The following is a 26,208-nucleotide window of genomic DNA, read 5'->3' as shown; positions in this document are numbered from 1 at the left end:
CTATGAAACGCGCTTTTACGCTAATCGAGCTACTCGTCGTCATCGCCATTATTTCCATCTTGGCGGCCATCCTTTTCCCCGTCTTTTCGCAGGCCAAGGCGGCCGCGAAACAGTCGAGCTGCACCAGCAATCTGCGGCAGATCGGCCTCGCCATCGCCCTCTACCGGGGAGATTTCGACGGGGTGAACCCGCGGCACCGGTTCTGCCCCGACCGCGCGGGAGATGAGCTGTGCACTAACCTGTCGAATCCAACGGCGTACACCGGCCCGAACGAAATCTGGTGGGCGCCGTTCGATAATTCCGTCGCCCCCGACGCGGCGGCGCCGTATCCGAACTTCAAGGCAGGTTTTCTGGAGCCGTATTACAAGACGCTCGCCATCTTCAAGTGTCCGATGGAGACGAAGTGGCAGGTCGGTTACGCCATGAGCTACATCACCGGGGGACCGATGGGCAAGCCGGAGTCGGCGGTGGAAAATCCGGCGGTGTGCCAGGTGTGGGACCATGCCCGAACCCCTGGCTGCGCGGACACCCGGACCGGCTTTACCGGCCCGCCTTGGAATCCTTTTCCTCCCAAGGCGGACACGGCGCACACCCACTACCCGGTCCGTCACAACGGCGGATTTGTCACGCTTCGCCATGATGGCAGCGCCAAATTCCGAAAGCCGAATTCGATGACGAACGCGGACTTTATCTCCGATTCCCCGTAGCTACAGGATCTCGATGGCGCTGATCTTGGCATTCTGATCCGGGCTGTTTTTGGCAGCCTGGATCCGAATGGTGATCTGGCCGTTTCTGCCTGGGCGGACGTCGGCGAACTCCTTCACGACGGCCCGGTTAGGGCCGCCGGCGGCGACCACCGGGTCGAAGTTCGTCAACACCGGCCGGCCGTTGATCGAGATGTTTTCCACCCGCTGACCGGCCACATCGCCGAATACCTCGGCGAAGTGAAGCCGAACGGTGTAGGCGCGCCCGGTTGGGACTGGGAAGCGGTAGGTGAAGTCTTGGCCGTACCGCTCGCTCTGATAGACGCGAGCAGGGGCGGCGTTCGGGGCGCTGGTGTCGACGTGAGTATCGGTCCGGTTCGTCATCCCCTCGATCATCTTGGGATCGGGGACGAAGTTCCCGATCGTGTCGTCTTCCCCGCAGACCACGCGGATCGGCAGCTTGAGGGCGACCGGCTTATCGGACGAAGGAGTGGGGAGCGCGGCGTACCGGAATCCGGCCGGCATCGTCGGCAAAGGGCGGGCGGAGAGGGCGGCGCCCCAAAACTTGTTCGGCTTCGGACCCATCACCAGCTTCAAAGTGCCCCCCTTGAGGATCTCCTGGTGGCCGATCCAGCAGCGGTTGAACGGCTTTCCGTTGAGGGTCGCCGACTGCACGAACGGGTTCTTCGATCCGTTATTCTCAGCTACGACGGTGAACGATCTTCCGCCGTCGAGCCTTATCTTCGCCTGGTCGACGGCCGGGCTGCCGATGGCGTAAACCCCGTTCGCGGGGTTCACCGGATAGAAGCCGAGGGCGCTGAAGACGTACCAGGCGGACATCTGGCCGCAATCGTTGTTTCCGATCTGCCCGGCCGGAGTGTCGTTGTAGAAGGCGGCCATGATCTTGCGGACGCGAGCCTGGGTCTTCCACGGCGCGCCGGCGTAATCGTACAGGTACGCCTGGTGATGGCACTGCTCGTTCCCTTGCGCGTACTGGCCCATAAGGCCCGTGATGTCGGGGATGTTCGTGTTGATCCGCGAATCCATGGTGAACATCTCGTCCATGCGCTGGACGAACTTGGCGTCGCCGCCGTAGAGCGAGATCAGGCCGGGGATATCGTGCTGGACGGCGAAGCCGTACTGCCAGGCATCCGCCTCCGTGTATTCGTCCCCTACGAGGCCGCGGGTGTCGAACGGGGCGCGCCAGGCGCCGTTGGCTTTGCGGCCGCGCATGAATCGGGTGGTGCGGTCGAAGTGGTTCCGGTAGTTGGCGGCGCGTTGGTAGTAGAGGTCGGCGTCTTCTTTATGCCCTAATGAGCTTGCCATGCGAGCGAGGCACCAGTCGTCTACCGAGTACTCGATCGTCTTAGAGGTTGCCTGGCCGCCGGCGGTGGAGGCGACGTAGCCAAGCGACCGGTAGGTGTTCAGCCCGTTGTAGTTCTGCATCGACGTGTCGCGCATTGCCCGATAGACCGCCTCGGCGTTGGGGCCGAGCAGCCCCTTGACGTAGGCGTCGACGAGGACGGGGACCGAGTGGTAGCCGATCATGCACCAGGTTTCGTTACCCCAAAGCGGCCAAATTGGCGTAGTGTGCAGACCAGATTCGCGATATTCGGCGAGCAGCGAGCTGGTGAGGTCGGCGACTCGCTTCGGCTGGGTAAGGGTGAGGAGCGGGTGAAGCGCCCGGTAGGTGTCCCACAGCGAGAAGGTGGTGTAGTTCTGGAATTTGGCGGCTCGGTGAACCTTGTGGTCCATCCCCAGGTAAGCGCCGTCGACGTCGTTGAATAGGCTGGGGGCGACATAGGAGAGGTAGGCGTTGGAGTAGAACGTTCGCCGAACCTTCGGATCACGGCTCTGGATCTGGACGGCGCCGAGGACGTCGTTCCACTTCTTTTCGGCGGCTTGCCTAACGGCGGTGAAACTCCATCCCGGAACCTCGGTGTCGAGATTCTTCATCGCGCCGTCCATGCCGGTGGCGGAGATGCCGACCTTGACGAGGATCGGCTCACCGGCTTTGGTCCGGTAGTTGATCGCCGCCTTGACCTTCCCTTTTGCTTCCATCGCCCCGGGCCGCAAAGCGCCGTCTTGCTCGATCTCGATTAGGTCGAACGGGCGGGAGAATCGGATCGCGAAGTAAGCGACTCGGTCGCCGCCCCAGCCTCCGGACTTGCGGTAGCCGGTGAGGGTCGTCCCGTTCACGACCTTCAGGTAGGTCTCCTTGGGCTCGCTGGAGACCCCGTGCAGGAGGTCGAGCACGATTCTGGAGTGGTCGGACTTGGGGAAGGTGTACCGGTGAAAGCCGGCCCTCGCCGTGGCGGTCAGCTCGGCGGTGACTTTGGGCTTCTCCAGAAAGACCCGGTAGTAGCCCGGCTTGGCAACCTCGCGCTTGTGCGAGAAGGGGGAGGAGTATCCGGCTTCGTTTAGCGCTAGATCTCCGACCGTCGGCATGAGCATGATGTCGCCGAGGCAGCCGACTCCCGTGCCCGAGAGGTGGGTGTGGCTGAAGCCGAGAATGGTCCGGTCGCTGTAGTGGTATCCGGAGGAGCCGTCCCAGGTGTCGGTCCGAGTGTCGGGGCTAAGCTGCACCATTCCGAACGGGACGAGCGCGCCGGGAAAGGCATGGCCGTGGCCGTCGGTCCCGACGAGTGGGTCGGCGAAGTCGGCGGGTCCGGAGGCGAAGGTTGTGGTGAAGGTGAGAAGGAAGCCGAGGGAAAGAAGCCGGCGCATCCCCGTAAGAGTACCGTTCCCCGCCACGTGGCACGGGCGGCTCGCCCGTTTCACCTCAGTCTTGACTTTCCGGTGAACGGCTCGTCATACTTCCCTTCTGTTCGCGGGAGTAGCTCAGTGGTTAGAGCGCCGGCCTGTCACGCCGGAGGCCGCGGGTTCAAGTCCCGTCTTCCGCGCCATACAACCCCAAGCCTCGGTAGCTCAGTTGGTAGAGCATAGCACTGAAAATGCTAGGGTCACCGGTTCAAGTCCGGTCTGAGGCACCACGTTTTGAACTGAAAAGGGTCTCTGAGTTCGCTCAGAGACCCTTTTGGCTTCCAAATCCCGCCACGTTCAGCCCCCAATTCGTCTGGCAGAACCAAACGCTGCCTGAGAGGGGCATCGAGTTAACCAACGAAACATCGGCTTGACTTATCGGGTCGTTTGTGGAGGTCATGAAAGACTTTGATTCCTTTATGAAGGAGCGTGAACAGGCTTCGCGATCTTTTTTAGATGGCGAGGTCGGGCCCCTGCACAACATTTCGACCCAGCATGAGCCAGCAACGATATTTGGCCCGAGCGGGGATTGCGTAACAGGAGCCAACCATGTGAACGCGGCCAACGCGAGCGGCGCCAAGAACTTTGAACCGGGTGGCAGCTCTCGATTTGAAGTCATGCATATGGGCTCACAGGGCGATCTCGCTTACTGGACCGGCATTCAGTGGGCCAAGGCTCGGATGAAAGGAAAGTCGGACTCTGTGCCTTTTAATCTGCGGGTCACCGAAGTGTTCCGGCGCGAAAATGGAGACTGGAAGCTGATTCATCGTCACGCAGACCGGCTTTCGGAGGAACCTGCAGATAAGTAAAGAGGCGATGGCTCAGAACACCAGCCACGACTAGCGTGGTGGTTAGGCTCGTGGCTTTTCTACCCTCACTTCTTTACCCGCGGCCGATGCCAGATTGGCGTTGGCACCCGTCGGGGCTTTGGAGCAGGACGCTCACGTTCGGGCAGGGTTCTAAAAATGCAAACTTCGCTTGACGAACACGAATCGCGGGCACTTCGCCAAGCGTCCGTCAAGTACTCAGACTTTGTCGAACTGCCTGTCAGGATCGATGGATCGTAGCGTGCTTCCGAGTTGCCCATGACCCCCCGCCTACTACTTCCCCTCCTCTTCCTTGGCGTATCTCTGCCATCCCTTCAGTCCACACCCGCAAACCAGATCATGGCGGAGATCCGCGAGCGGGGGAAGGCGGCTGAAGACCTGGCCTACCTCAGCGACAACATCGGACCTCGCCTGACCGGGTCCGAGAATCTGGAGAGGGCCGAAGGTTGGATGGCAGAGAAGCTAAAAGAGTACGGCGCGGAGAACGTCCACTTCGAATCCTACGACTACCCGAGCCGTTGGGAGCGGGGCTCCGACGACTACTGTCGCCTCCTCACTCAGAGCAAGCGCCAGATGACGATCCATGCGATGCCATGGAATCCGGCCACCAAAGGGACCGTCGAGGCCGAGGTCGTGGCGTTAACGGGGCGAGTGGACGAGCTTCTGAAGGACGTCGACCGATACAAGGGGAAAATCGTCCTGCTTGGGCCGATCAACCCGACGAGCGATGAAAAAGAGTCCGCCAAGTTGGTGCATCAGCTGAACAAGGAAGTAGGCCGCCGAGCCGTCGCGATGATCACATCGATGGAGCACGAGGACGGAAAGTTCACAATGTATGGCTCGCCGTACGACTCCTACTTCGACGAATACTTCGGTGGCTGGCCTCGCGTCCCGTTTGGCTTCCTCATTCGGGAAGACCGCTCGATGCTCGTGCGACTCCTTCGCAAAGGAGAGAAAATTCGAATGGCTCTCCGGCTTGGCGGGGCGATCACTAAGACTAACATCAAGGAACGCAACGTCGTCGGCGAGATCCGCGGGTCGGAAATGCCCGACGAAGTGGTTTTGGTCGGCGGCCACCTCGACTCGTGGGATCTGGGAACCGGAACGACGGACAACGGAACTGGCTCGATCGCGACCCTCGAAACCCTGCGCGTGATCAAGAAACTCGGCCTCAAGCCGAAGCGGACCATTCGGTTCGTTCTTTTCTCGGGAGAGGAGCAGGGCTCGTGCGGCGCCCACGCTTACGTGGCGGCACACAAGGACGAACTCTCCAAGTTCCAGGCCGTCCTCATCCACGATCTTGGAGCCGGGAAGCCCACGGGGTTTACGGTTCAAGGATACAAGGAGTGGATGCCGACGCTAAAGGCGGCGATGGCCCCCCTGGAAAGCATCGGGGTGACCGGCATTCCGGTCGAAAAGCACTGGGATTCCGACCAGGATCCCTTCGTCGTCGCGGGCGTTCCCGGGTTCTTCCTGGACCAGGACACCACCGACTACTTCGCCTCAACCCACCACAGCCAAACCGATATGCTGAACCACGTAAAGCCGGAGGAATACCTCCCCTCCATCCAAGCTCTCGCGGTCGCCGGATGGGAATTTGCCAACATGGCCGACCGGGTTCCGCACGTGAAGCCGGGCAAGATGGTAGGCGACGGCAAGGACTAGGCTGCGTCTGGTAAACCTTGCGGGTTCGAACGGGCCTTCTTTTCCGTCCCAAAGTGACCGGCGCTTTGCCGCATCACGGAGGGCGAAACGCGCTTCCATATCTCCACTGATTGACGTCCCCATTTTATGTGGGCTGAGGAGGCCAGATATGCACTTCTATGAGCGTATGCCTGTATCTGCGAGCGCCGCTCAAGTTCGAGGGCCAGGTTTTGTAAATACTTGGGCCACCGGTTCACGTCCAGTCTGAGGCACCACGTTTTGAACCCAAATAGGTCGGTAGCGGTTGCGCTACCGACCTGTTTTTGCATTTCCGCACACTCCGAAGCACTTTCGGTCCACTTTTTGCCAAGTCGATTTCACGTTGCATGCGCGTCGACCTATTCGAAAATGAGGCTATTAGAAATTAACCAAAACCAAGGGCGATTCGCCCAGCATGCACGCCGTCATGGCACACGGTGCAGAGGGTCAGAAGATTCTCTGCCGTATTCTGTCCTCCGCGAACGTGCTCGTGGAGATGGTGAAGTTCCAGATGGCGCGGATCGGACGGGTTCCAAATCGCATGACTCCATCCGCAGTTACAGCAAGCGAAATTGTCTCGTTGGAGCACCTGACCTCGAACACTGTCCGGTATGTGGCGGTCATGCTCCGGCGCTTGGCGATCCTCCTCAAGCACGTAGACACCGATGGGAAGGTCCGGTCGACCACTAGTCTTTGTCGCCACCGGCCATCCGTACTCAGTCCGGAGTTCTCGAGTGCGGCGAGGCCAGTCGCCGGCATCATCTGCAACATACGCAAGCTCCTCGCCGAAGACCGGTCTCCCGACGTTCTCCCGCAGGTACGCCAAAACTCGTTCTCGAACGCCGACGTCGAGGTTACGTATCCGGTTCGCGACGTGCCACCGCCGCGCTGCGTCGGTATCTGCCTCCGTATCGACCAAGTAGTAGTCGTCAGGCTTCATAGCGGCGAAAAACACCGCAGTGTCAGGCTCGATCTCTTCGGCCTCGCTGTCCTCACGGTTCACGAGTAGCTTTGCCGTCTTGCCGCTTAGAATCTTCCAACCTGCCTCGCAGCGAAGCTCCCGGATACGACGTTGGTAGTCGATGATTCCAGCCACGATCATCAACTCCTCGCTCGAAACCACCTGGCGCGGGTACCTGGTCAGGTAAGCAAGAATTCGTTTATAGGCCGATCCCGCTTCCTCTGGAGGGATAAGCGAACTCCCCAAATCGCGCAACGTATGCCATACCGGAATCAGGGATAGGACTCTGTTTCGCAAGTCGCCCGACTCGAGTTCCTGTTCAAAGTTGACAATCAAGGCCTGCAACTCAGCGAAGTGCTCAGCCGACTTCGATGGTTTGGATCGCCTCGCCATTACTTTTCCGTCCGCACGGCCAAAAGTTCTAGCACTGCGCCAGCCACTGCGGACGCGAGTCCAACGGGGACCGCATTGCCAATTTGCTTGGCGATCTCCACCTTCGTTCCAAGGATGCGGAAGTCGTCTGGAAACGATTGGAATCGTGCCGCTTCACGGTGTGTGATAGGGCGATGCTGTTCCGGATGGAGATAACGTCCTTTCTCCGGCTTGAAGAATTCGGTTCGTATCGTAAAGGCTGGTCGGTCCCACCAGAGCCGGCCGAAGAGGTCCGTGCCGCCGCTCTTCTTGCGCACCCAGCAGTCCGGGGTTATCTCGGGTGCGTTACGGAGCAAGTCGACCCGATTCATCCCTTGCTCGGGGATTGCCCGATATCGGGCCATGCTGGTCGCGGTGGGGGTTCGTCCGAAGTGCAAATCTAAAGGAGGCCGTTCTGCTCTGACTTCAATTCCGACGGGAGCGGGTAAGTCGCCGATCGCATGGCGGACCGTCCGCCACGGAGCAGGGAAGGGAACGTAGGTCGAGTCAAAGAGTGCGGGTTCCAGTTTTTTCAAGACCTGGGGATCACAATGGGTCCGCTTCGGCGGAAAAAACGGGCTCGGATCTGCAAACCGACATCCAACGATGAAGGCCCGGTGTCTCGTCTGGGGAACCCCGTAGTCGGCGGCGCAGAGCTTCGCGAACGCCACCTTGAATCCGAGCCGCCGTGCCTCGTCGAGGATCTCTCTGAATTCCGAGGACCCTAGAATCTGCGGGACGTTCTCCATCACGAAGATATCCGCCCCGGAGCGCTCGATCACCTCCATGTATGGTCGCCAGAGTTGCTTGCGCGGGTCACTCGTGCGGTTCTTATTGAGAAGGGAGAAACCCTGGCACGGTGGGCCGCCGATGACGACGTCAGCCTTTGGCACGGTCGTCCGTGGGTCTGCAAGGATTTCTACAATGTCGCCGACGACGCAGTGATTGCCGAAGTTGGCATTGAACGTCCGGGCGGCGAAGTCGTTAAAGTCGTTGGCCCATACGGATTCGAAATGCGGTGCGTGGCTCCGCGCAAAACCCCAAGTGAGGCCACCGCACCCGCTGAATAGATCGATGATCCGGTACGGCGCAGACCCGCCGCCTTCGCAGGCACTGGGCGGAATGCCATATGGAATTCGAGATTCAGCAACGACCGTCATGCGCAGATCCTAAGGGTTCTGGATGCCCACTTCAACAGACGACATAGCGATGCACCACGCCTCGGAGGAATTTACCTTTGTATGGTAGCCGATGGCCCCATCACTGCGGCTTCGCAACCGCAGTCCTGACCCGTTCGACGCACGATTCGAGATTCTTTCGCACTTCGCACTCCCAGATGATGAGCACGTGGTACCCAAGCGCTTCGAGTCGTTCGCGGCTCCGCACGTCGCGCTCCACGCTTGCTTCCAGCTTCGATCGCCAGAACTCCACGTTCGTCTTCAAAGGCGCGTCTTTCTTGCAGACGGGACAGCGGTGCCAGTAGCATCCATGCATGAACACGGCCACCCGCTTGGAACTGAAACACAGGTCGGGCGATCCTGGAAGGCTCCGGACGTGCTTTCGGTACCCACGTATCCCGGCCCGCCAGAGGGCCTTGCGAAACGTGACCTCCAATGTCGTATCTTTCGACCGGTTCGCACGCATGGACCGTGACGTACTTTCCTTCACAACAAGGGTTTCCCTCGGTGCGAGCATTTCAGATTCCTTCCCAGCTGGCATTCATCTGCTGCCTACTTGCGAATTGCGTTTCTCCGGTCGCTGTGTCCGACAAGTATTACTACGACAATCTCTCAAACTGGGGCAGAGGTTCCAGTCGCCAGATTTGTCTTCGTCAGTTTCTGCGTGAGATCCGCGACTCTGAAGAGGGTTCGAGGTATTGCAATGTGATTATTTGCCCTTCGTCGAATCGTTTTTGCCAGCGGGAGCAGAAACGCGTTAACTAGGGCTGTCAGAGGATTGCGTCTTCCTTTTATGCAAGGCAGCAGATTGTGTAGCGGATTGGAGTTGACCTGAAGAATCAGGGGAGGCCAACACTGCCGTTTCGGAACGTCCCAGTCTGTTTTGTCGGGAAAGCAGCCAAGAGTTGCTCCTCCTCGGTTTCAGCCTGGGTTTCCACCGCTCCTGTTCTGACGGAACCCGGAGTTCTTCAAAGGGTACACCGACGACAACTTGCCCATTCTCGAAAAAGTGTGGAGACGCATTGGACCATCGATCCCATTTTTCGCAAAGGCGCTCCAGTTCAATCCAGAGATTCGGGTTTCTGTTTGATTCGCGAACGGCGGCTATGTAGTTTGCGTTCTCCCAAAAGCGAATCCTGAACGATCTTGAACCCGCAAGGCGCACGTATTGTTCGTCGTGCACACCGCAGTTGACTCCGGCGGCGACGTTTTCATAGTAGTTGAGGACGGCACTGAGTTTTCGAGCGGTGGGTTCGTCAGCCATGATCTTTCTAGCCGTCTCCATCGGCATTTGTTTTCGACTCCCAAATTGGAATAGTTGTCCCAAGGCCTCGCTGGCATCATTCAGAAGTCGTTCCTTGTGCTCACCAAGCATAAAGGTGCTTGCGTTTTGCGTTCGAGAAGCCTTTGCTGAAACGCGTAGCTGAAAAGTGATGACTAGGAATCCAAATAGGGTAACAAGTACCCCGGCCCATGCGGCATAAACTTGTAGGATTGCGGCTTGAGTTTGGTTGTCCACTGCAATAAGGGATACGCCACAAACTCGGAAAGGTTTAGCTATTGAACTGAATGCCCCCCACACCCTTCATCCTGTGCGCTGAGAGCGAGAGAGCTTGCCCAGTCCTCTGCTTTCCGGCCTGCAACCACGAAAGAAACAAGGCCGGCTGGCGTCCAATTATGAGCTACTTTTCTATTGGCGAAGTGGTTGACAATGTTCATCTTGAGTCGGAATCCTTGTATGATCGCAGTACTGTTGGCCTGAGACACGGCACGGTCAAGATTACAATCACCGGTCCAAGTCAGGTCTAAGGCATCATATTTGAACCTGAATGGGCACACTTTCCTAGAGAACGTGTATCCGTTTTGGTTGATCCTCCTATTTTCGGGCCGGTGGCAACCTAACGCGCGATTGCCTCGTCGATCGGCTCTACTGTTCACGGCGTTCGCATAACACCCCTTCATGCGCGTCCGCGGAAGACGAACATTCGCTCGGCCATCTTCGCCCTATTTCGACAGGGGGAGTGCCGGACGGGGTCGCCAGATGAAGATCGCCACTTATAACGTGAACGGCATCAACGGGCGACTGCCCGTGTTGTTGCGGTGGTTGGAGATGGCTCAGCCGGACGTGGTTTGCCTGCAGGAGCTCAAGGCGCCGCAGGAGAAGTTCCCGGAAGCCGCCATCCGCGAGGCCGGGTATGGGGCGATTTGGCATGGGCAGAAGAGTTGGAACGGGGTGGCGATTCTGGCGAAAGGGGGGGCGCCGGAGGAGACTCGGCGGGGGCTGCCGGGGGATCCGGAGGATATTCATAGCCGCTACATCGAGGCGGCGATCAACGGGATCGTGGTCGGCTGCCTCTACCTCCCGAACGGCAATCCCGCTCCCGGGCCCAAGTTTGACTACAAGCTTGCGTGGTTCGAGCGACTGACAACCTATGCCAAATCACTCCTGAACCACGAGGTCCCCGTCGTCCTGGCGGGCGACTATAACGTTATCCCGACGGAGCTGGACTGTCACAAGCCGGCGAGCTGGGTCGACGACGCCCTGTTCTTCCCAGAATCGAGAGAGGCGTACCGCAAATTGGTCGCCCAAGGGTGGACCGACGCGCTGCGCACTTTGCACCCGGAAGAGAAGATCTTCACCTTCTGGGATTACTTCCGAAACGCCTACGCCCGGGACGCCGGAATACGGATCGACCATCTCTTGCTCAGTCCCCAAATCGCCGGCCACCTGGTCGCGGCCGGCGTCGACCGCGATGTGAGAGGGTGGGAGAAATCCAGCGATCACGCGCCAACGTGGATCGAAATCAATTCTGCTTAAGCCGATGAAAGAGAACTCCGGATTCGATGTGAAGAAGCTGCCCGCCGATTTGAGAGCGATTCTCGAGGCCGCTCCCAAGCGGCCGTTCCCGAAAGCAGTTAAGCCGATGCTTGCCACCCTCGTCGACAAGCCGTTCGACGACGACTCTTGGTCGTTCGAGATCAAGTGGGATGGGTACCGCGCGATTGCGCTTCTGAACGAAGGACGGGTCGATCTTACGTCTCGGAATGAAAAGTCGTTCAATGAGAAGTTCTATTCCGTTCTGACCGCCTTGCAGAGCTGGAAACTCAATGCCGTGATCGACGGCGAGATCACGGTCACGAGCCCCAATGGAGTATCAAGCTTCGGCGCGTTGCAGAACTGGCGCAGCGAGGCCGACGGGCTCCTCATCTTCTACGCCTTCGACCTCTTATGGCTGGAAGGGAAAGACCTCACCAACCTCCCCCTTACCGAAAGGCGATCGTTGCTTCGGGCACTGATTCCGCCAGAAAACGAGGCGATCCGCTTTAGCGAGAATTTCGAAGGTCAAGGGATCCAAGTTTTCGAAGCGGCGGTGAAACTTGGGCTGGAAGGGATCATCGCCAAGAAGAACAACAGCGTCTACCGGCCGGGCGATCGTACCAGCGATTGGCTCAAGATCAAGGCGCATAAGCGGCAGGAAGTCGTCATCGGTGGGTACACCAAGAACGAAGGATCGAGTAAGCCGTTCAGCTCGCTCCTCGTCGGCGTCTTCGAGGGCGACCAGCTTAAGTACACCGGCAAGATCGGCACCGGATTCGATATCAAGACCCAGCGATCTATGCTCGCGCAGTTCCAGCCTCTAATTCGCGAGACCAGCCCCTTTACCACGGTCCCGGACATCAACAGTCCGTCACGGTTCCGCCCCGACCCTCCGAAGGCGACGGCGACATGGCTCGAGCCGAGGCTCGTGTGCGAAGTGAGTTTCACCGAGATGACCTCCGACCAAGTCATGCGCCACCCGTCTTTCGAGGGAATGAGGGCAGACAAGAGCGCGCGCAACGTCGTTCTCGAAAAGGAGCAAGATACGGCGACTCTGACCGATACCCACGGCGCAAGCAAGAAGGTTCTAACGCCAAGAGGGACGAGCGAGCGGAAGACTCTCCTGAATCCAACCGACGCGAGCCAGGTTCGCAAAATAGACGGTCATGACCTAAAGTTCACGAACTTAAGCAAACTCTATTGGCCGGAAGATAACATCACCAAGCGCGATCTGTTGAACTACTACTACCAGGTCGCGCCGTACATCCTGCCGTATCTAAAGGACCGACCGCAATCGCTAAATCGGCATCCTAACGGCATTCACGGCAAACAGTTCTATCAGAAGGACGTAAAGGGGAAGGTTCCGGATTGGGTGCACACCTTCGCCTATTACAGCGAAGCCGACGCACGAGAAAAGGAATTCTTCGTCTGCGACGACGAGGCGAGCCTCCTCTATTTGGTTTCACTCGGCTGCATCGAGATCAGCCCCTGGAACAGTAGAGCCGAGGCGCCAGACAACCCGGATTGGTGCGTGATCGATCTCGATCCCGACCACAACAGTTTCGAGGAGGTCATCGTCGTAGCGCAGGTCGTCCATAAGCTTCTCGACCTTCTTGAGGTGCCCTCTTACTGCAAAACGTCCGGCTCAACCGGGCTGCACGTCTACATTCCCTTGGGCGCGAAATACACCTACGAGGAGTCCAAGGAGTTCGCCCGCGCCCTAGTAACTCGCGTGCACGCGGAGATCCCCGACATCACAAGCATCGAGCGCAAGGTGGCGGACCGCGAGGGCAAGATGTACCTCGACTTCTTACAAAACCGACCGCAGGCGACCCTCGCCGCTCCGTACTGCGTGCGCCCCAAGCCCGGCGCCCCCGTCTCCATGCCGCTCCACTGGGATGAGGTGAAGAAGGGCCTCCACATGACCGACTTTACGATCGCCAACGCGATCGACCGCATTAGGTCCGTCGGAGATATCTTCAAGCCCGTACTCGGAAAAGGAATAAGGCTAGAAGAGACGTTGAAGAAACTAGATGCCATGCGTTAATGAACTAGTGCAGAATTCCTTCTAAGGTGCTTCTTGGCACACTATTTGTGTCGAACACAATGCGGCCAAGCTTAGTCCCGGGCGGGCTTCGGCGCTGGACCCGAGGTGGATACCGTCACTCCCGCGCGTCGAATTCCGCGAGGGAGGCCCAGCCGGCGTTGGACCAGTCGGATAGCACGGTGAGGCGGATGTAGCGGGTTGTTCTTGGCGAGGTGAACGGGACCGTTTGGGCTTCGCCGCGGTTACGCAACTCCCCTCGGGCGGCCGCTTCCCATACGCTTCCATCGTCGCTCGTCTCAATCACATAGGCTCGGATCCGGCCGTTTGAGCCGTCTTGGCGAGGGGTTAAGGTGACCCGTCCGACCTTGGTCGGCTTGAGGAGGTCGACGGTGAGCCGATGGGGCGGCGGCTCGGAGCGAGGGGTGTATCGGCTGTGCCAGATCGTGGTCGGATCGTTGTCGAGCACATGGGCCGAGTCTCCTTCTCCGGGTTCAAAGTCGCTGGCGGTCGCCTTCCAACCCTGATTCGCGGGAGGGGGATCGACCACGATCTGACCGGTGAAACCGGGCGTCCGAACCCAGAGCTTGGTCGGCTCGATTACCGTGAACGCCCCGTGGTAGCTGGTCCACACATTGCCGTCCGTCGAAGTCTCGACCGGTCCGTCGCCCGCGAGCGAAGTCCGTCCGTCGGGAGCGCGTGATACAAGCACGGGACGCATGCTCCGCTTTGGAATGGACGATAACTCGGAGTTTCCACCGAGACGAAGAACGTAGGAGAAGCGGCGGGGCGTGCAGTCGAGCCGGTACTGCGGCAGGGGGCGGGGTCCGCACGCGGCGGAGCCTACTCCGAGCGTTTTGGCCGAGAGAATAAGCACGGTCGACCTCGACTTTGGCAAATCGACGCGGTACGGGACGTCTTCCATATCTTCGTCCCGGTAGGGGAGCGCTGAAAACTGCAGAGGCTCTCCGTTGGCAATCGCCGAGAGTCGCGGGCCGCCTTGGCCGGCAAGCGATAACCACTTCATGTCCTCGTGGTTGCCGCACTCTTGGGGTTTCTCGTACGGAGTGAACTGTTGGTTCACGGTGCTCACGTAGCGGCCAATGTCGGAGCCGCGTTTCCGGTCGGCGTAGTTCTCCATCGGACCGCGCGCGAAGTAAGTGAGAGAGTTCAGGCTCGGATCAAGGAGCATTCGCACACCGATCCGGGCGAGGGCAATGTTCTTCCCTGCCGGGGAAACCGCGTTATCTACCGCCACCGTGCCGTCGGCGTAGACGGCGTAAGTGGCGAGGTGAAGAACGGAGAAGCCGTTCTTGCCGAGGTAACGAATACTCGACGAGACGACCACTTCCCCGCCCGCGCCCTTCTTAGCATCGAGGTTCAGCACTTCCGCCTTCAGATCTTGCAGCCCGGCGGCGTACCAGCCGGCGGCGGCCCAACCGTCGTCGATCCGATGCTGCGCACGCCAAAGGTGGAGTTTTGGACCGCCTCCGGGAAGCAGCAAAGAGCGGCCGTTGGTGGACATGCCCGAGATGGCGCCGGTGCGGCGATCGAAGGAGATAGCGAAGCCGCTTCCCGAGATTTTGATCCCGTCGAGCGAAGCGGAATCCACGCTCAGGTCCCCGGCGGGCGCCTTAGCGGTCCCCAGTTCCGAAACGACGAGCGGAAACTGCGCGTTCGCAATCTCGTCACCTTTACGAGCCCACTTCTCGTCGGCCTTGAGAACCGCCGCGATATTCAGATAGAGCGACTCTCCAGACCGCCGTTCGATTTTTGGCAGCGCCAAGTTGACGACCTTTTCCGCGCCCGGCTCGAGCGAAAGGGCAGGAATGACGGACGAGGCAACGGTCCCTGCGTCGGACACGATGGTCCATTTGAAGCCGTACTTCGAGAGGTTGGTGAACGCGAATTTGTTCTTGACCTTGACTTTGCCGCCGCCAAGGTCGGCGAAGCCGATCCACTGGTACGCACGTTTCACTTCCGGGAAGTGGGGTTTGGGCGAACGGTCGGAAAACACGACCCCTTTGTGGATGAAGTAGCCGTCGTTCGGCTTTTCGCCGAAGCCGCCGCCATAGGCGAGAATCGGGTGCTTCGGATCGCGCCGGTTCCAGAGCCCCTGGTCTTCCCACTCCCAGATCGCTCCGCCCATCAGCGCCGGATACTTGTCGAAGAGGTCGTTGTACTCTCCGATCGCGCCCATGGAGTTATTCATCGCGTGGGCGTATTCGCAGAGGTACATCGGCTTGGTGAGGGTCTTGCTATTGGCAATCCGCTCCAGGCCGTCGGGATCGGTGTACATATGGCTGTCGATAGAAGCCGGGTTGCCGGCGCCTTCGCCGAAGGCTTCGTAGTGAGTCGGGCGAGATGAATCCATCGACCGAACGACCCTCTCGGCAGAGCGCAAGTTGGAGCCGCCGCCGCACTCGTTGCCCATCGACCAGATCACGACCGAGGCGTGATTCTTGAAGTTTTCGACGTTGGCGACGTTTCGGTCGACGACCATCCGCTCGAAGCGCGGCTCATGGTCGATGACCCCGTAATAGCCATGGCACTCCAGGTTGGCCTCGGCGACAAGGTAGATGCCCCACTCATCGCACAGCTCGTACCATCGTGGATCGTCGGAATAGTGACAAGTTCGGACGTGGTTGCAGTTTGCCCGCTTGAGCATGACCAGGTCCTGAACCATATCGGCCTCCGTCACGTAGTGCCCCGTGTTTGGATTCATCTCATGCCGATTGGCGCCCTTGAGCTTCACCGGCTTGCCGTTTATCATAAAGACCCGGCCCTTGATTTCCACCTTGCGGAAGCCGACCCGGTGGGAGAGAATCTCCTTGCCGTCGCCGAGGTTCAGAACGGCGGTGTAGAGGTTCGGTGTCTCCGCGGTCCACTTCTGGGGATCCGCCACGGCCGAGGACAGGGTCACGGTCGCCTCACCGCCGGCGGGAATACTTGGCACTGCTCCACTGACGCGCACTCCACGAACGGAGGCTCCGGCCAAGTCGAAGAGCGTCGTCTTAAGGACCGACGGCGCCGAGGGTTTGTCGCCGTAGTTGTGGACCTTTGCGGTCACCTTCAACGTAGCGTTCTTATAGGCGGAATCGAGGTCGGAGGTTACAAATGTGTCCCGAATGTGGAGCTTCGGCGCGGACCAGAGGGTCACGTTGCGGAAGATGCCCGACAGCCGCCACATATCCTGATCTTCGAAGTAGGTTCCGGCGGTGTACCGGTAGACCTCGACCGCCACATCGTTTGCGCCGGGCTTAAGAAATTTTGTGACGTCAAATTCGGCGGCGTTTCGGGAGTTCTGCGAGTAGCCAACCTTTTGCCCATTGACCCACAGGAAGAATCCTGCATCCACGCCATCGAACTTCAGGAAGACTTCGCGGCCATCCCAACTCGCCGGCACCTTAAAGTTGCGGCGATACGAGCCAACCGGATTTCGCTCGTCGTAGGCGGTCCAGTCCTTGGGCGGCTCCGACATCACCCGTGGCCAATCTTTCTGAAAGGTGTAACCGTTGTTTCTGTAGTACGGCGTACCGTATCCCAAGACCTGCCAGTTGGACGGCACCGAGATCGTCTTCCATTTGGAGACGTCGTACGTCGGCCGATAGAATTCGGCCGGCCTTAGTTCGGGACGCTTGACCCAGTTGAACTTCCACGGTCCGTTCAGTGACCGGGCATAGCTGGATTTAGCCCGATCGGCGCGGAGAGCTTCTTGCAGGGTGCCGTAGGGAACGAGGGTGCTGTGGTAGGGCGCCTTATTGATTCCAAGGCATTGCTCGTCCTCGATCTCCGGAGGGACGGCGGCGGCGGACAGGTGGGAAAGCGAGACGAGGAGAAGAGAGAGCATGGTTTCTGGGGCTGAAGGTACGGAGGACCGTAGACCATGCGCTTGTTCGAATCACTTCCGTCGCATGGATGGCAAAGAGGGCTCGCCGGCCAAGCAGTCGCCTGGCCGGTGGGAACGGCTAACCTCCCGGGCTGCCTTGTCGATCGGCGGGAGTGTTGTCGGAGTGCGCGGACGTGCTTAGCGGCGGAGCGCCGCCCGCGCGTCCGGCGTCCGTACCGCTCGGCTGGTTGTGGAGCTTATTGATCTCCTCTTGGCTCATCTTGCTGGTATCGGGCATTGGCTGATCGGGGGCAAGCGGCGTCGAGGGAGCGGGCTCGCAGCCGGCGAGGACGCCGGCGGCAACCGCGAGGGCTAGCAAGGCGCGTCGCAGGTTCATTGCATCAATAGGCATAAGTCCACCAGCGACCCCAGGCGCGGGTGAGCGGCGTATCGTTGTCGTCGGCAGTCCCCGCCTGACCGTCCGGGCCGTAGAAGTTGTCCTTCTCGCATTGAGCGGAATCGGAAAAGCTCGGCTGATTCTTCATCCACTGCTTATAGGGCGATTTCTTCGCGTGGCCATCGGCGTAGGCCGCGATCAATCCGTCGCCGTGGTACTTGATGGCCGCGCGGGCAAGCTGGTTGTACCAGTCGGTGGATCGGTCCGTCGGCGTATTCGCAACCGATGGGCAGGCCGCCCGCTGGGCGTCGAACCAGTGCTGGGAAAGCGCGTTTCCGGAGTACTGATCCTCTCCGAACGAGAAGGCGATGCGCTCGGCAGGAGCCTCGATTTGAGTTGAGCTTCGAGGATTCGTATAGCTGGCGTAGGCGTAGCGGTTGATCGTGGCGTGCGTCTGCCAGCCCCAATTATTGCCGGGGGAGAAATCCCAAGGTTGGCTCGGTACGGTCACCGTCTTTTGCCGCGACGGATCCCAAACGATGTCCGTGTTCTTGGTGTAGGCGTTGATCAGGATCGGCCAAGCATTCCACGGGTAGCTGGGCCATTCCCAGAGGATGACCGCGTCGTCCGAGTCGTTGGCATACATCAGGGCGGCGGTTGCGATCTGCTTTGTGTTTGAGAGCCCAGACGTGTCCTTGGCGGCCCGTTTTGCCTGGGCGAAGACGGGAAAGAGAATTGCGGCTAATATTGCGATGATGGCAATTACAACAAGAAGCTCAATAAGAGTAAAACCACTTCGTTTCATGAAATTGTCCCAAAGCGCTAAGCCGTCGGAATACTCTCGGAAAGCGCTTTCCGGGAGTATAACACGAGATTTTGGCAGGTACAAACGAAATGTTCGTCAACGTGGACGCAAGGTAGAAGCCCTTGCCACGAACGTTGCCGAGACCTCTTCGACGCGCCCGGCAGCCTCTCGGTTTTCCGTCCGACTTCTAAGCATGGACCATGCGATTTCGCACACTTGTTCCAACGGCTGAGCGATGGTGCTGATCGGAACGTACTGATACAGGGTGTCCTCTAAACCGTCGCAGCCGGCTAACAAGACGTCGTCTGGGACGCCTACGCCGAGCTCCGTCAGGCCGCGATACGCGCCCACCGCGATCTGGTCGTTTTGGCAAAAGAGACCGTCGACAGAGTTGCCATTCCCGTAGAACTCCAAGATCGCTTCGCGACCGGAGATACGGGTGTGATCGGGACACCAGATTTTGATTGGAGCAATGCGGTGAGCGCGCAAGGCATCCATATATGCCTTCATTCGCAGGTCTTCCTCGGTCGTTCCGTGGGACGAAACGATGCCGATGCGGCGGCACCCTTGCGCCAACATATGCTCCATCAACTGCGTCGAGGCGGCATACAAATTGATGCCTACGAAATCGCCTTTCAGGTGCCGATGGGTCCCTAACTCGATGACGGGAATCTTTAGCCGCAACCCCTCCGAGATGTACGGCTCCAAGGTGTGCCGGTAGTCGCACACCACTATTGCGTCGGCGCCGTATAGCCAGTCGCTCGCCCGAATGGCCAGCCGACCCTCGCCGGTAAGGTCACCGCCGTTGATGAGCGTCAGACCGCTACGGGCGGCTTGGCCGGATAGAAATCGGCCGATCTCCGCATAGTAAGGGGCAAAGGGGGACGGGCTGAGATATACGACCAGCGAAGAGCTGCCGGCCGCCAACGCACGACCGATAAAGTTCGGTCGGAATCCGAGACGATTCGCCGCCTCAAGGACGCGCTCTCGCGTCTCAGGAGCGATCGAATACTTTCGCTGTTCGTTCAGAGCCCGCGAAACCGTCCCGAGCGTGAGCCCGGTTTCCCGAGCGATATCGGCCATTGTCGCTCTCATGTAATTTCTGGACGCCGGAGTGCCGTCGGAGCTTTGCCAATGACGTTACCCGCCCCACGTGCGCGATGGCCGTAATTGTCCCAGTAAGACAACCGGCTCTCGGCTATATCTTTCTAAAGCCGGATAGTCTGGCGCAAGTTCCGGCTCTGGGCGTAATTGCTAAAATCCAGGTAAAGCCACTGCATGCTATGCCGGCGACGAAGGGCTTGCGTCTTTCAGCATGGACCTATCGCCGTAGGCCGGCCTTTTCTCCGGAGCCAGGCCGAGTTCCGGGGTTGCCGCTGTGAAGTCGGCGGGCGCGGCGGCGTTGTAGCGGATGGCGGTGGGAGAGAGGCCGACGGAAGTGCGCATCGTTTTATTGAACTGCTGAATGTCGGGGATACCGACCATGGCGGCGATCTCCTTGACCGGCTTGGTCGTCGACCGTAAGAGGCTCACGGCGCGAGAGACGCGGAGGTCGAGCAAGAATCGCTTGGGCCCTACGCCATGCTCGTCCAGAAACAGCCGATTCAGATGGCTTTGCGAGACTTGCATCTCCTCGCAGAGCTCGTCGATCCGGATGGACGTCGACATCCGTTCTCGCATCAACGTTTCGGCCATCTTCACGTAAGGGTTCAGCCGGATCTCTTCGATGGGGCGGGCGACTCGCCACAGCAGCGACCAAACGTGGGGAGTCCGGTGGGATTCGGTGATGTGGGACCAGGCCGAAAGATAGGTAAACCGATCCCGCCACCAGTGGTATTCCAAGCCGAGATTGCTGCTCGTCGCGATGGCTACCGGAAACGGCGCATCCTCCGTCGGACTGAAGAGGCAGAACCAGTGCCCGCTGAGCGAGGGATCGTCGAACGAGAGCCGGACAACCGCGCGGGGAGGAAGGAGCAGAACCGAGCCTCCCTCGAACGGAAGCAGCAGGCGGCCGAATTGAACCACCCCGCCGTGATCCGGCATCATCAGATGCCACTGATCCGCGGGAATCTGCCACCTTCGCTCCCCTTCCTCGAAGTGCATAAATCCGAGGCGGCGAACCTGCGGCGGGCTGCCGAGGTCGATCCGGTGGTAGCGATCCATGCAAGCATTCTAGGTCTCCGCCTACCCAAGCGGAGCGGATCACTCGTCCAAATCCACATTTGGTGGTAAGTAATCGCCATTTAACGTGTAACCCACGCACGCGGCAACGTAGCGGCAGATAATGAGCGCGGCATTCCGGCTCTCGCCCTAAAATTGCGACGTCGAGGCCATTAGGAGTTGGAATGAGCCGATCAATCATCAAATTTGGAATTCTTGCCACCATCGTCGGGGCGCTCTATGGCTGCGGAGGCTCCTCCGGGCAGACCGCCAGTGTCGACTACTCGGCGTTCGCGGGTACCTACTCGGCCGCATACACGCGGTCGACGGGAGCCATGACGATTGCCGTTGCGACTAACGGGCTGATCACGATCACGATCGTCGATAGCATCCAGGGCACCTTTGTCGGAACCGGCATCGCGAACCACGTCGGTGGCTTCTTCATTACCGCTAATGGAGCAAATAACAAACAGGTCACGGTCAACGGAACTCTCAAGGGAACCGGGCTTGGTCGAACGGCGCAGGGCACCATTGCCGGGTCGATCTCAGTTCCTTACAATGCCCCATTCCTCAATTCGCCTGATGTGACGGTGTATGCAAACCACTACGAGGGAGGATATAAGCAAGGCGCCGCTGGGAATGATTGGAGCGGCGATGTCGCCGCTAACGGCTCGTTCACGGGCACTCTCCTGATCGATGGTGGCGCGAGCACGGTTGATTTGACCGGGAACGTTTACTCGAACGGATCGTTCAAGTTCACCGGCAGTGGAGGGGGGACCTCCTACACCGCGCAGGGGAATTTTGCCTTATCTACCAACCAGTCGGTGGTTACCAACGGGACCCTCGTGGGAGTCAAGAACGGCACAAAGGTTACCGGCGACTGGTTCGGCCACAACGCCATCGGCGGGTAGGCGCCGCCGTCGACGAAGATCGTTAGAGTCCGTTGGCTTCGCTTCGAGCCCAGAAAAGCGCCTTCATGGCGCTTTTCTCTGGCCGTTCCTGGAGCAATTGACTCTCCCTCGAGATTGAGCCCCACCTCGCTACACTGAGCTAGCTCGCGCATTCCCAAGGATCTTATGGAGTGGCGATGGGGGTGAACTTTACTTTGACTTGGGCTCGAACAACCGAACTGTACATCGTCATGAGTCCCGAGCCAGTCTGATTGGCGGTTGAGAAATCGCTAAGCTTGAGCGAGTTGAAGTTGGCGGTGATGATGCACATTGGGTCAACGTAGATGACGCAGCTTGCATAGCCGCTGGAGTAGGACCAGAAAGTGACCGCCATGCCTTGCCAGGCGCCCCGATATTCGGTCATCGTGCCGCCGGCCTGGACAGAGTAGGGAGAGTTGCTAATCACGATGCGGCCGTTGGTGCCGCCGGTGGTGAGCATAAACGAAACGTCGGCGCGAGACGTCACCGCCGCTTCCAACGGCATTACCGGCACAAAGTTCAGGACGGTACCGGGGATGTCCGATCGGGTGAGCTTCAGGCTCTTATTGCCGTCCGCCGTTCCTGTCATCGTGAACTCCGAACCATCCGCAAGCTCGCACGTTGCGGTCAAAGTGTTCCCGGAGATTCTTCCCTCGAACGATCCGATTTGGTGGGCGTAAGGCCCGGTCTCGGCGGCGACGGCGAACTCGCCAGCCCAAACGCCGTTTTCGTTGTCCAGAACCTCGATTTCCATGGGCGAGCCGTCAGGAAGCGTGGCGGTGAATTCCGACATCGCAAGTCCACCGGTTTTTCCCTCCCCGGATGAGGAGTTCGAACCCCCACAACCGTGAACGGCCAACAAGGAGAAACCCAGTGCTAATACGTAACCTGACTTTTGCATCGGTCCATACTAGCGGATTCAGTTCGGAGTGGCCCGGCCGCATGGCGCGGGTCGCCGTCTCCCGTCGGCTATCCTCGGGAAGAGATGCGTAAATTCACGAAGATGTTTGCCATTGGATTGGTGGCGCCTTTGTTAGGTTGTGGAGGAAGCCGCGAATCGGGTGGCGATTTGCCAGGGCTGGCCGATCCTTTTACCGTTTACTCGGCACAACTTCCCGACGGCGCCCAGATGGATCTCGTGCTCGCCGAAACGAGTGGGGGCGAGTGGTCCGGTTCGTTTAATGAGGCGTCGGACGACAATGCGGCCGAAGACGTTTCCGGACTGTTCTCCGGCACCCGTGCCGGTAACTCGGTAACGGCCGATATTCTTACGGACGGCGGAGTGAAGATAAGCCTGTCCGGATCCTACCAATCGGACGGAACGATCCGCCTCACGCGCTCTGACCTGCCGGGCTCGACGCTCGTCTTCCACACGGTCAAAGCAAATTCTGCCGCGGCGACCAGATCGAGCGTTCAGTTCTCAATCAAATTCCCAAATAGCAGTCCGAGCACGATCGCCGTCGATTCGACGCCAACGCGTACCGATACCCACTTCACTTACTATCTCGGGGTCGTCGACCAAACGACCGGCAAAGTGTCGATTTCGATTCGCAACGTCCAGCCGCTTGCGATGATCTATATGGCCCAGCCAAACTATACAAGTTTGCAGTCGGAGCAGCCGGTGACCTCGCTGAATGAGTTAGTGACGAAGTCGGCGACGTCCACGAAGGGATTAGGTCAATTCTACAAAATCCAATTTCAGACCGGCGGAGTCACCACGGGACCGCCATAAAGATGAAGAGACCTGCAACCAACCCTCCCGATCCCGCAGGGATCACAGAAATTAGCCCGATGGTCGAAGACCCCGGGTAGCTCCGACTTGGAACTGGTCGCAGAGCCTTCTTGCCAGCCGACCTGTAGCCGCGGGATGGTTTGTGCCCGTGGATACAGGCCTGAAAGCTGACCAGTTCTAGGAGTCTTACGGCGAAGCCGTGTAGCCGCAGGTTGGCTCGTACCTGCGCCTGCTGTACTCTTCCGGAATCCCCTCTCCCGACCTCGGACAAGTCGCAGAAAGCCAGGGCTGATCTGGGCGCAACGCCGACGAAAGCCGATGCCATAATCGTCGTCGTCGTATAATCCCGGCATGGACTACCGGCCCTTTATATCGGCATTGATCCGCAAATTAGGTCGGCAAAGCCGTGCGTGAAGGGAACGAGGATCAGCGTGTTCGATGTCTTGGATTACCTTGCGGGTGGAATGGCGATCGAAGTGATTCTGGGTGACTTTCCGCAACTGACTCGGGACGGGATGCTCGCTTGTCTCGCATACGCTGGGGACCGAGAGCACTGGATCGGGCCTAGCTAGCTTTGAAGCTCCGTATAGCGATCCCCCCGTATCGTGCGGTTCTCTGGCGGCCATCCCAGGTTGAAGGGGTGAACGTCCTGTGCATACGCGATTTCCTTCGACCAAATCGAGATCACTTGGAGTTAGCTCAATGAACATTCTGCCGATTATTGCCATTATTGCTGCCTCCAACCAAACCGCTCCCGTGCCCGACCACAACCTGCGGAGGCTGTCGGCCCAGCAGGATAAATGGATATCACAACAGTTGATCCACCTTTGGAAGGTTGGCCTATTTCCCTGTGGTGGCATGGAATTTATTCTAGTCAGTGAAGGAAAAAGGAATCCTGCATCCTATTCGATGCTGTGGAAAATGTTCCTAGGCAACGTATCGCAGCTAGCTTCTACCGCTTCGGCGACGCCATCCGCTGAAGGAGACTTCCCGTACTCCAAGGCAGCTACCTGCAGGTTTACGAAGGAAGAAGCTCTGCGCTTGATGCCGGTCGCCCGCAAAGAGGTCGTCAGAATGAAGCGAATGGTGCCGGTCCTTGCACCTGAGCTCTACGCGGTGATGGAGTGCACTAAGGATGAGCTAACTCGGCAACTCGAGAAACTGGAACGTACGGTGCGCCGCATCCGTATCCCAGCAAAGTGACTGACGGTCAACCATGAGCTATTTTCCGGCAGGGGGAGATCCCTTGCTCGTGTCGTGGAGTCGGAGTAGCGTTATCGCTTCCAGCGCTTCAGAAAATCGGTCAGCGTCGCCGGACTCAGCGAGCGCATCGATTCGAATTCCCCCTTCTTTTGGCTGAATAGCGGGTGCCCGGTTGCGTCGAGCACGGCGAGGGCGGGGACTCCCTTCTCGAGCGGGACGCCGTATTGCTCCGCGATGTCTTTGTTCTTATCGAAGCGGCCGATATTCACTTCAACGAGGATGAAGTTCGCCTTCAGCAGCGAGGCGTTCGGCTCCAAATGGTAGTACTTATCGAGCACGCGGCAATCGCCGCACCAGTTACCGCCAAAGTCCAGAATCATACGCTTGTGCTGCCGCCCTTCTTGAGGTAGGCGAGCAAGGCCTGAGCCCGGTTGCCGGTATCGTCTTTCGTTTTGTGACGACGTACGACATTTTCGATGATCTCGAGCGCCTGGTGCTTGCGGCCGAGAAGATCGAGATCTTGGGCAAAGACCACTACGTCGTTTTCGTCGCGAGGCCATTTCCTTGCCATGACTTTCTGGCATTGACGGCTTCCGCATCACCGAAAGAGGGCTCGTCGGGTCGAACTTCTTCCCAGCCGATGTCCCCCGGACTCGCAAGCCCAGGTGTAACAGTCCCACAGTCACTTCTCATTCGGAAAGCGCTAGACGGATTCGGCGCACGTCTCTTGCTTTGGAGTACTGGAAATGGCTCTGGAACCAAGCCAGTAGTAAGTATCCAACCGGAGTCTGCAGGGCGGCGATGATCCAACTTTTTCACCGTACTTTACTAATTCTGAGTTCTTTTCCCCTATAATACGCGCAACGGAAAAGGCGACGGGGCCAGATTTAGGTCTGCGGGAAGACCTTTGCTTCCCAAACCGCCCTGAGGGCATGCCTTGGTACGACGAATGACAGTCGACTTACGGAATTGACTACTACGGAGAATAGGAAATGCAGACTGAGTTTGTAGTAATCATCGTTACACTCGCAATAGGAATTCTTAGTCTTTTTTCGAAGGTTCACAACGATGGGATAACCGAGAGGCTTAACACCGTTGGGTGGATCCTGCTTTTCTTTCTAATTGGGAGCGCCTATTGCGGATACGTAGTCGCAAGAAACAACCGCCTAGAGTCGGAAAAGAAGGAACGCGAACTAGTAAGTTTTCAATCGGAGGTACGCAATCTACAACAACAACTTAAGGCTGAATCCGCTTCAGCCGACAAGTTTCATGGCGAACGCGATGCCTTCTCAAAGGAGGTCGACCGGCTAAGAGCGATCATTGACAGTATGCCGAGTAGCCTACCTGGGAGAATCGATGCAACCATCGGCAATGGAACATGGGACGGAGACACTATTACTCTTCGGTTGAACGAGGCTGACGCCTTGGGTCAGGTGACGGCTCCATTTAGCGGTGCTAGGTTTAATGGCACTCACAAAGACCCGGTCTTTCATGTATCCGTTGTAAATGTCTCCCCCGAAGATATAAAGAAGGTGGTCTTCAAGGGCGTTACCTATGTCGGCCAGTACATCAATATGCGATGTAGCGCCTTCATGCATGGTCAAGAGATAGCTCTTACAACGCACACGGATACCGATGGAACCTACGCGGTAATGATCAACAACTCGGAAGCCGATAGAACCGCCCTCAGCATACTGCTGAAGAGCAATCCAAATGCCGGGATCCAGCTAAGGTATATCGGGCTTGCGGAACCACAACGATAAC

23 protein-coding genes and 2 tRNA genes are annotated in these 26,208 nt (G+C 58.6%); 12 read left to right on the top strand and 13 right to left on the bottom strand.

Annotation, left to right across the window (positions count from 1 at the left end):
• Window positions 1–2 precede the first annotated feature (2 nt).
• Window positions 3–707, top strand: a complete 705-nt coding sequence (locus tag OP10G_RS15560; protein ID WP_025229514.1) for a type II secretion system protein — start codon at window positions 3–5, stop codon at window positions 705–707.
• Here the strand turns inward: OP10G_RS15560 and OP10G_RS15555 are convergent, their stop codons facing one another.
• Window positions 708–3,431, bottom strand: a complete 2,724-nt coding sequence (locus OP10G_RS15555; protein ID WP_025229515.1) for a GH92 family glycosyl hydrolase — start codon at window positions 3,429–3,431, stop codon at window positions 708–710. It lies immediately after the preceding gene.
• 103 nt (window positions 3,432–3,534) lie between these two features.
• Between OP10G_RS15555 and OP10G_RS15550 the strand changes: the two genes are divergently transcribed.
• The 4 genes from OP10G_RS15550 (at window position 3,535) to OP10G_RS15535 (ending at window position 5,959) form a co-directional block, all read left to right on the top strand.
• Window positions 3,535–3,610, top strand: a tRNA-Asp gene (locus OP10G_RS15550).
• A gap of 11 nt (window positions 3,611–3,621) precedes the next feature.
• A tRNA-Phe gene (locus OP10G_RS15545) sits at window positions 3,622–3,697 on the top strand.
• Between the two features lie 168 nt (window positions 3,698–3,865).
• A complete protein-coding gene (locus tag OP10G_RS15540) occupies window positions 3,866–4,276 on the top strand; it encodes a YybH family protein (protein WP_038475521.1) in 411 nt (136 codons plus the stop codon).
• 276 nt (window positions 4,277–4,552) lie between these two features.
• Complete coding sequence (locus tag OP10G_RS15535) at window positions 4,553–5,959, top strand: M20/M25/M40 family metallo-hydrolase (RefSeq protein ID WP_084179378.1); 1,407 nt, start codon at window positions 4,553–4,555, stop codon at window positions 5,957–5,959.
• 403 nt (window positions 5,960–6,362) lie between these two features.
• Here the strand turns inward: OP10G_RS15535 and OP10G_RS15525 are convergent, their stop codons facing one another.
• From OP10G_RS15525 to OP10G_RS25905, 4 genes are all read right to left on the bottom strand, one after another.
• Window positions 6,363–7,100 carry an HNH endonuclease gene (locus tag OP10G_RS15525; RefSeq protein ID WP_227624943.1) on the bottom strand — a complete coding sequence of 246 codons (738 nt, stop codon included), beginning with the start codon at window positions 7,098–7,100 and terminating at the stop codon, window positions 6,363–6,365.
• A 230-nt stretch (window positions 7,101–7,330) separates the two neighbouring features.
• Window positions 7,331–8,509, bottom strand: a complete 1,179-nt coding sequence (locus tag OP10G_RS15520) for a DNA cytosine methyltransferase (protein WP_084179375.1) — start codon at window positions 8,507–8,509, stop codon at window positions 7,331–7,333.
• 100 nt (window positions 8,510–8,609) lie between these two features.
• On the bottom strand, window positions 8,610–9,044 hold the full coding sequence (locus OP10G_RS15515) for a very short patch repair endonuclease (RefSeq protein WP_038473213.1): 435 nt from the start codon (window positions 9,042–9,044) through the stop codon (window positions 8,610–8,612).
• A gap of 240 nt (window positions 9,045–9,284) precedes the next feature.
• On the bottom strand, window positions 9,285–10,046 hold the full coding sequence (locus OP10G_RS25905) for a DUF4760 domain-containing protein (RefSeq protein ID WP_158409252.1): 762 nt from the start codon (window positions 10,044–10,046) through the stop codon (window positions 9,285–9,287).
• 522 nt (window positions 10,047–10,568) lie between these two features.
• Here OP10G_RS25905 and xth point away from each other — a divergent pair.
• Together xth and ligD are read left to right on the top strand one after the other, a co-directional pair.
• Entirely contained in the window at window positions 10,569–11,345 is a 777-nt protein-coding gene (gene xth, locus OP10G_RS15510; RefSeq protein ID WP_025229521.1) for an exodeoxyribonuclease III, read from the top strand.
• A gap of 4 nt (window positions 11,346–11,349) precedes the next feature.
• Window positions 11,350–13,392: a DNA ligase D gene (gene ligD / locus OP10G_RS15505; protein ID WP_025229522.1), complete on the top strand. Its 2,043-nt coding sequence runs from the start codon at window positions 11,350–11,352 to the stop codon at window positions 13,390–13,392.
• 115 nt (window positions 13,393–13,507) lie between these two features.
• Here ligD and OP10G_RS15500 read toward each other — a convergent pair whose 3' ends face one another.
• From OP10G_RS15500 to OP10G_RS24810, 5 genes are all read right to left on the bottom strand, one after another.
• On the bottom strand, window positions 13,508–17,239 hold the full coding sequence (locus OP10G_RS15500) for a glycoside hydrolase family 2 TIM barrel-domain containing protein (RefSeq protein ID WP_025229523.1): 3,732 nt from the start codon (window positions 17,237–17,239) through the stop codon (window positions 13,508–13,510).
• A gap of 118 nt (window positions 17,240–17,357) precedes the next feature.
• Window positions 17,358–17,615, bottom strand: a complete 258-nt coding sequence (locus tag OP10G_RS15495) for a hypothetical protein (protein WP_025229524.1) — start codon at window positions 17,613–17,615, stop codon at window positions 17,358–17,360.
• Window positions 17,616–17,619: 4 nt separating this feature from the next.
• Window positions 17,620–18,420, bottom strand: a complete 801-nt coding sequence (locus OP10G_RS15490; protein WP_025229525.1) for a prepilin-type N-terminal cleavage/methylation domain-containing protein — start codon at window positions 18,418–18,420, stop codon at window positions 17,620–17,622.
• Between the two features lie 96 nt (window positions 18,421–18,516).
• Window positions 18,517–19,503, bottom strand: coding sequence for a LacI family DNA-binding transcriptional regulator (locus OP10G_RS15485; protein ID WP_025229526.1), 987 nt, complete (start codon window positions 19,501–19,503; stop codon window positions 18,517–18,519).
• A 198-nt stretch (window positions 19,504–19,701) separates the two neighbouring features.
• The gene (locus tag OP10G_RS24810) at window positions 19,702–20,583 is read right to left on the bottom strand and encodes a helix-turn-helix domain-containing protein (protein ID WP_025229527.1); all 882 of its coding nucleotides are present in this window, start codon (window positions 20,581–20,583) and stop codon (window positions 19,702–19,704) included.
• A gap of 182 nt (window positions 20,584–20,765) precedes the next feature.
• Between OP10G_RS24810 and OP10G_RS15475 the strand changes: the two genes are divergently transcribed.
• The gene (locus OP10G_RS15475; protein WP_025229528.1) at window positions 20,766–21,491 is read left to right on the top strand and encodes a hypothetical protein; all 726 of its coding nucleotides are present in this window, start codon (window positions 20,766–20,768) and stop codon (window positions 21,489–21,491) included.
• 163 nt (window positions 21,492–21,654) lie between these two features.
• Here OP10G_RS15475 and OP10G_RS15470 read toward each other — a convergent pair whose 3' ends face one another.
• A complete protein-coding gene (locus tag OP10G_RS15470; RefSeq protein WP_025229529.1) occupies window positions 21,655–22,302 on the bottom strand; it encodes a hypothetical protein in 648 nt (215 codons plus the stop codon).
• 192 nt (window positions 22,303–22,494) lie between these two features.
• On the opposite strand from OP10G_RS15470, the gene OP10G_RS15465 reads away from it, so the two are divergent.
• The 3 genes from OP10G_RS15465 (at window position 22,495) to OP10G_RS15455 (ending at window position 24,444) form a co-directional block, all read left to right on the top strand.
• Window positions 22,495–23,241, top strand: coding sequence for a hypothetical protein (locus tag OP10G_RS15465; RefSeq protein ID WP_025229530.1), 747 nt, complete (start codon window positions 22,495–22,497; stop codon window positions 23,239–23,241).
• A gap of 410 nt (window positions 23,242–23,651) precedes the next feature.
• The gene (locus OP10G_RS27935; protein ID WP_420810092.1) at window positions 23,652–23,813 is read left to right on the top strand and encodes a DUF433 domain-containing protein; all 162 of its coding nucleotides are present in this window, start codon (window positions 23,652–23,654) and stop codon (window positions 23,811–23,813) included.
• Between the two features lie 130 nt (window positions 23,814–23,943).
• Window positions 23,944–24,444, top strand: coding sequence for a hypothetical protein (locus OP10G_RS15455; RefSeq protein ID WP_025229531.1), 501 nt, complete (start codon window positions 23,944–23,946; stop codon window positions 24,442–24,444).
• Between the two features lie 71 nt (window positions 24,445–24,515).
• On the opposite strand, the gene OP10G_RS27440 is transcribed toward OP10G_RS15455, so the two are convergent.
• Both OP10G_RS27440 and OP10G_RS27435 read right to left on the bottom strand, forming a co-directional pair.
• A complete protein-coding gene (locus OP10G_RS27440; RefSeq protein ID WP_052547779.1) occupies window positions 24,516–24,824 on the bottom strand; it encodes a thioredoxin family protein in 309 nt (102 codons plus the stop codon).
• Entirely contained in the window at window positions 24,821–25,015 is a 195-nt protein-coding gene (locus tag OP10G_RS27435) for a hypothetical protein (RefSeq protein WP_052547777.1), read from the bottom strand. The genes OP10G_RS27440 and OP10G_RS27435 overlap by 4 nt, the downstream gene beginning before the upstream one ends.
• A gap of 421 nt (window positions 25,016–25,436) precedes the next feature.
• Here OP10G_RS27435 and OP10G_RS15445 point away from each other — a divergent pair, with 421 nt between their 5' ends.
• Window positions 25,437–26,207, top strand: a complete 771-nt coding sequence (locus OP10G_RS15445; protein ID WP_025229533.1) for a hypothetical protein — start codon at window positions 25,437–25,439, stop codon at window positions 26,205–26,207.
• Window position 26,208 lies beyond the last annotated feature (1 nt).

This window comes from Fimbriimonas ginsengisoli Gsoil 348, from assembly GCF_000724625.1.
Taxonomy (GTDB): Bacteria; Armatimonadota; Fimbriimonadia; order Fimbriimonadales; family Fimbriimonadaceae; genus Fimbriimonas; species Fimbriimonas ginsengisoli.
The sequence above is the reverse complement of the archived record's forward strand: the minus strand, read 5'-3'. Positions and strand labels throughout refer to the sequence as shown.

Coding starts and splice junctions, on each gene's coding strand:
- OP10G_RS15560 (WP_025229514.1), top strand. CDS start 3: ATGAAACGCGCTTTTACGCTAATCGAGCTACTCGTCGTCATCGCCATT.
- OP10G_RS15555 (WP_025229515.1), bottom strand. CDS start 3,431: ATGCGCCGGCTTCTTTCCCTCGGCTTCCTTCTCACCTTCACCACAACC.
- OP10G_RS15540 (WP_038475521.1), top strand. CDS start 3,866: ATGAAAGACTTTGATTCCTTTATGAAGGAGCGTGAACAGGCTTCGCGA.
- OP10G_RS15535 (WP_084179378.1), top strand. CDS start 4,553: ATGACCCCCCGCCTACTACTTCCCCTCCTCTTCCTTGGCGTATCTCTG.
- OP10G_RS15520 (WP_084179375.1), bottom strand. CDS start 8,509: ATGACGGTCGTTGCTGAATCTCGAATTCCATATGGCATTCCGCCCAGT.
- OP10G_RS15515 (WP_038473213.1), bottom strand. CDS start 9,044: ATGCTCGCACCGAGGGAAACCCTTGTTGTGAAGGAAAGTACGTCACGG.
- xth (WP_025229521.1), top strand. CDS start 10,569: ATGAAGATCGCCACTTATAACGTGAACGGCATCAACGGGCGACTGCCC.
- ligD (WP_025229522.1), top strand. CDS start 11,350: ATGAAAGAGAACTCCGGATTCGATGTGAAGAAGCTGCCCGCCGATTTG.
- OP10G_RS15500 (WP_025229523.1), bottom strand. CDS start 17,239: ATGCTCTCTCTTCTCCTCGTCTCGCTTTCCCACCTGTCCGCCGCCGCC.
- OP10G_RS15495 (WP_025229524.1), bottom strand. CDS start 17,615: ATGAACCTGCGACGCGCCTTGCTAGCCCTCGCGGTTGCCGCCGGCGTC.
- OP10G_RS15490 (WP_025229525.1), bottom strand. CDS start 18,420: ATGAAACGAAGTGGTTTTACTCTTATTGAGCTTCTTGTTGTAATTGCC.
- OP10G_RS15485 (WP_025229526.1), bottom strand. CDS start 19,503: ATGGCCGATATCGCTCGGGAAACCGGGCTCACGCTCGGGACGGTTTCG.
- OP10G_RS24810 (WP_025229527.1), bottom strand. CDS start 20,583: ATGGATCGCTACCACCGGATCGACCTCGGCAGCCCGCCGCAGGTTCGC.
- OP10G_RS15475 (WP_025229528.1), top strand. CDS start 20,766: ATGAGCCGATCAATCATCAAATTTGGAATTCTTGCCACCATCGTCGGG.
- OP10G_RS15470 (WP_025229529.1), bottom strand. CDS start 22,302: ATGTCGGAATTCACCGCCACGCTTCCTGACGGCTCGCCCATGGAAATC.
- OP10G_RS15465 (WP_025229530.1), top strand. CDS start 22,495: ATGCGTAAATTCACGAAGATGTTTGCCATTGGATTGGTGGCGCCTTTG.
- OP10G_RS15455 (WP_025229531.1), top strand. CDS start 23,944: ATGAACATTCTGCCGATTATTGCCATTATTGCTGCCTCCAACCAAACC.
- OP10G_RS27440 (WP_052547779.1), bottom strand. CDS start 24,824: ATGATTCTGGACTTTGGCGGTAACTGGTGCGGCGATTGCCGCGTGCTC.
- OP10G_RS27435 (WP_052547777.1), bottom strand. CDS start 25,015: ATGGCAAGGAAATGGCCTCGCGACGAAAACGACGTAGTGGTCTTTGCC.
- OP10G_RS15445 (WP_025229533.1), top strand. CDS start 25,437: ATGCAGACTGAGTTTGTAGTAATCATCGTTACACTCGCAATAGGAATT.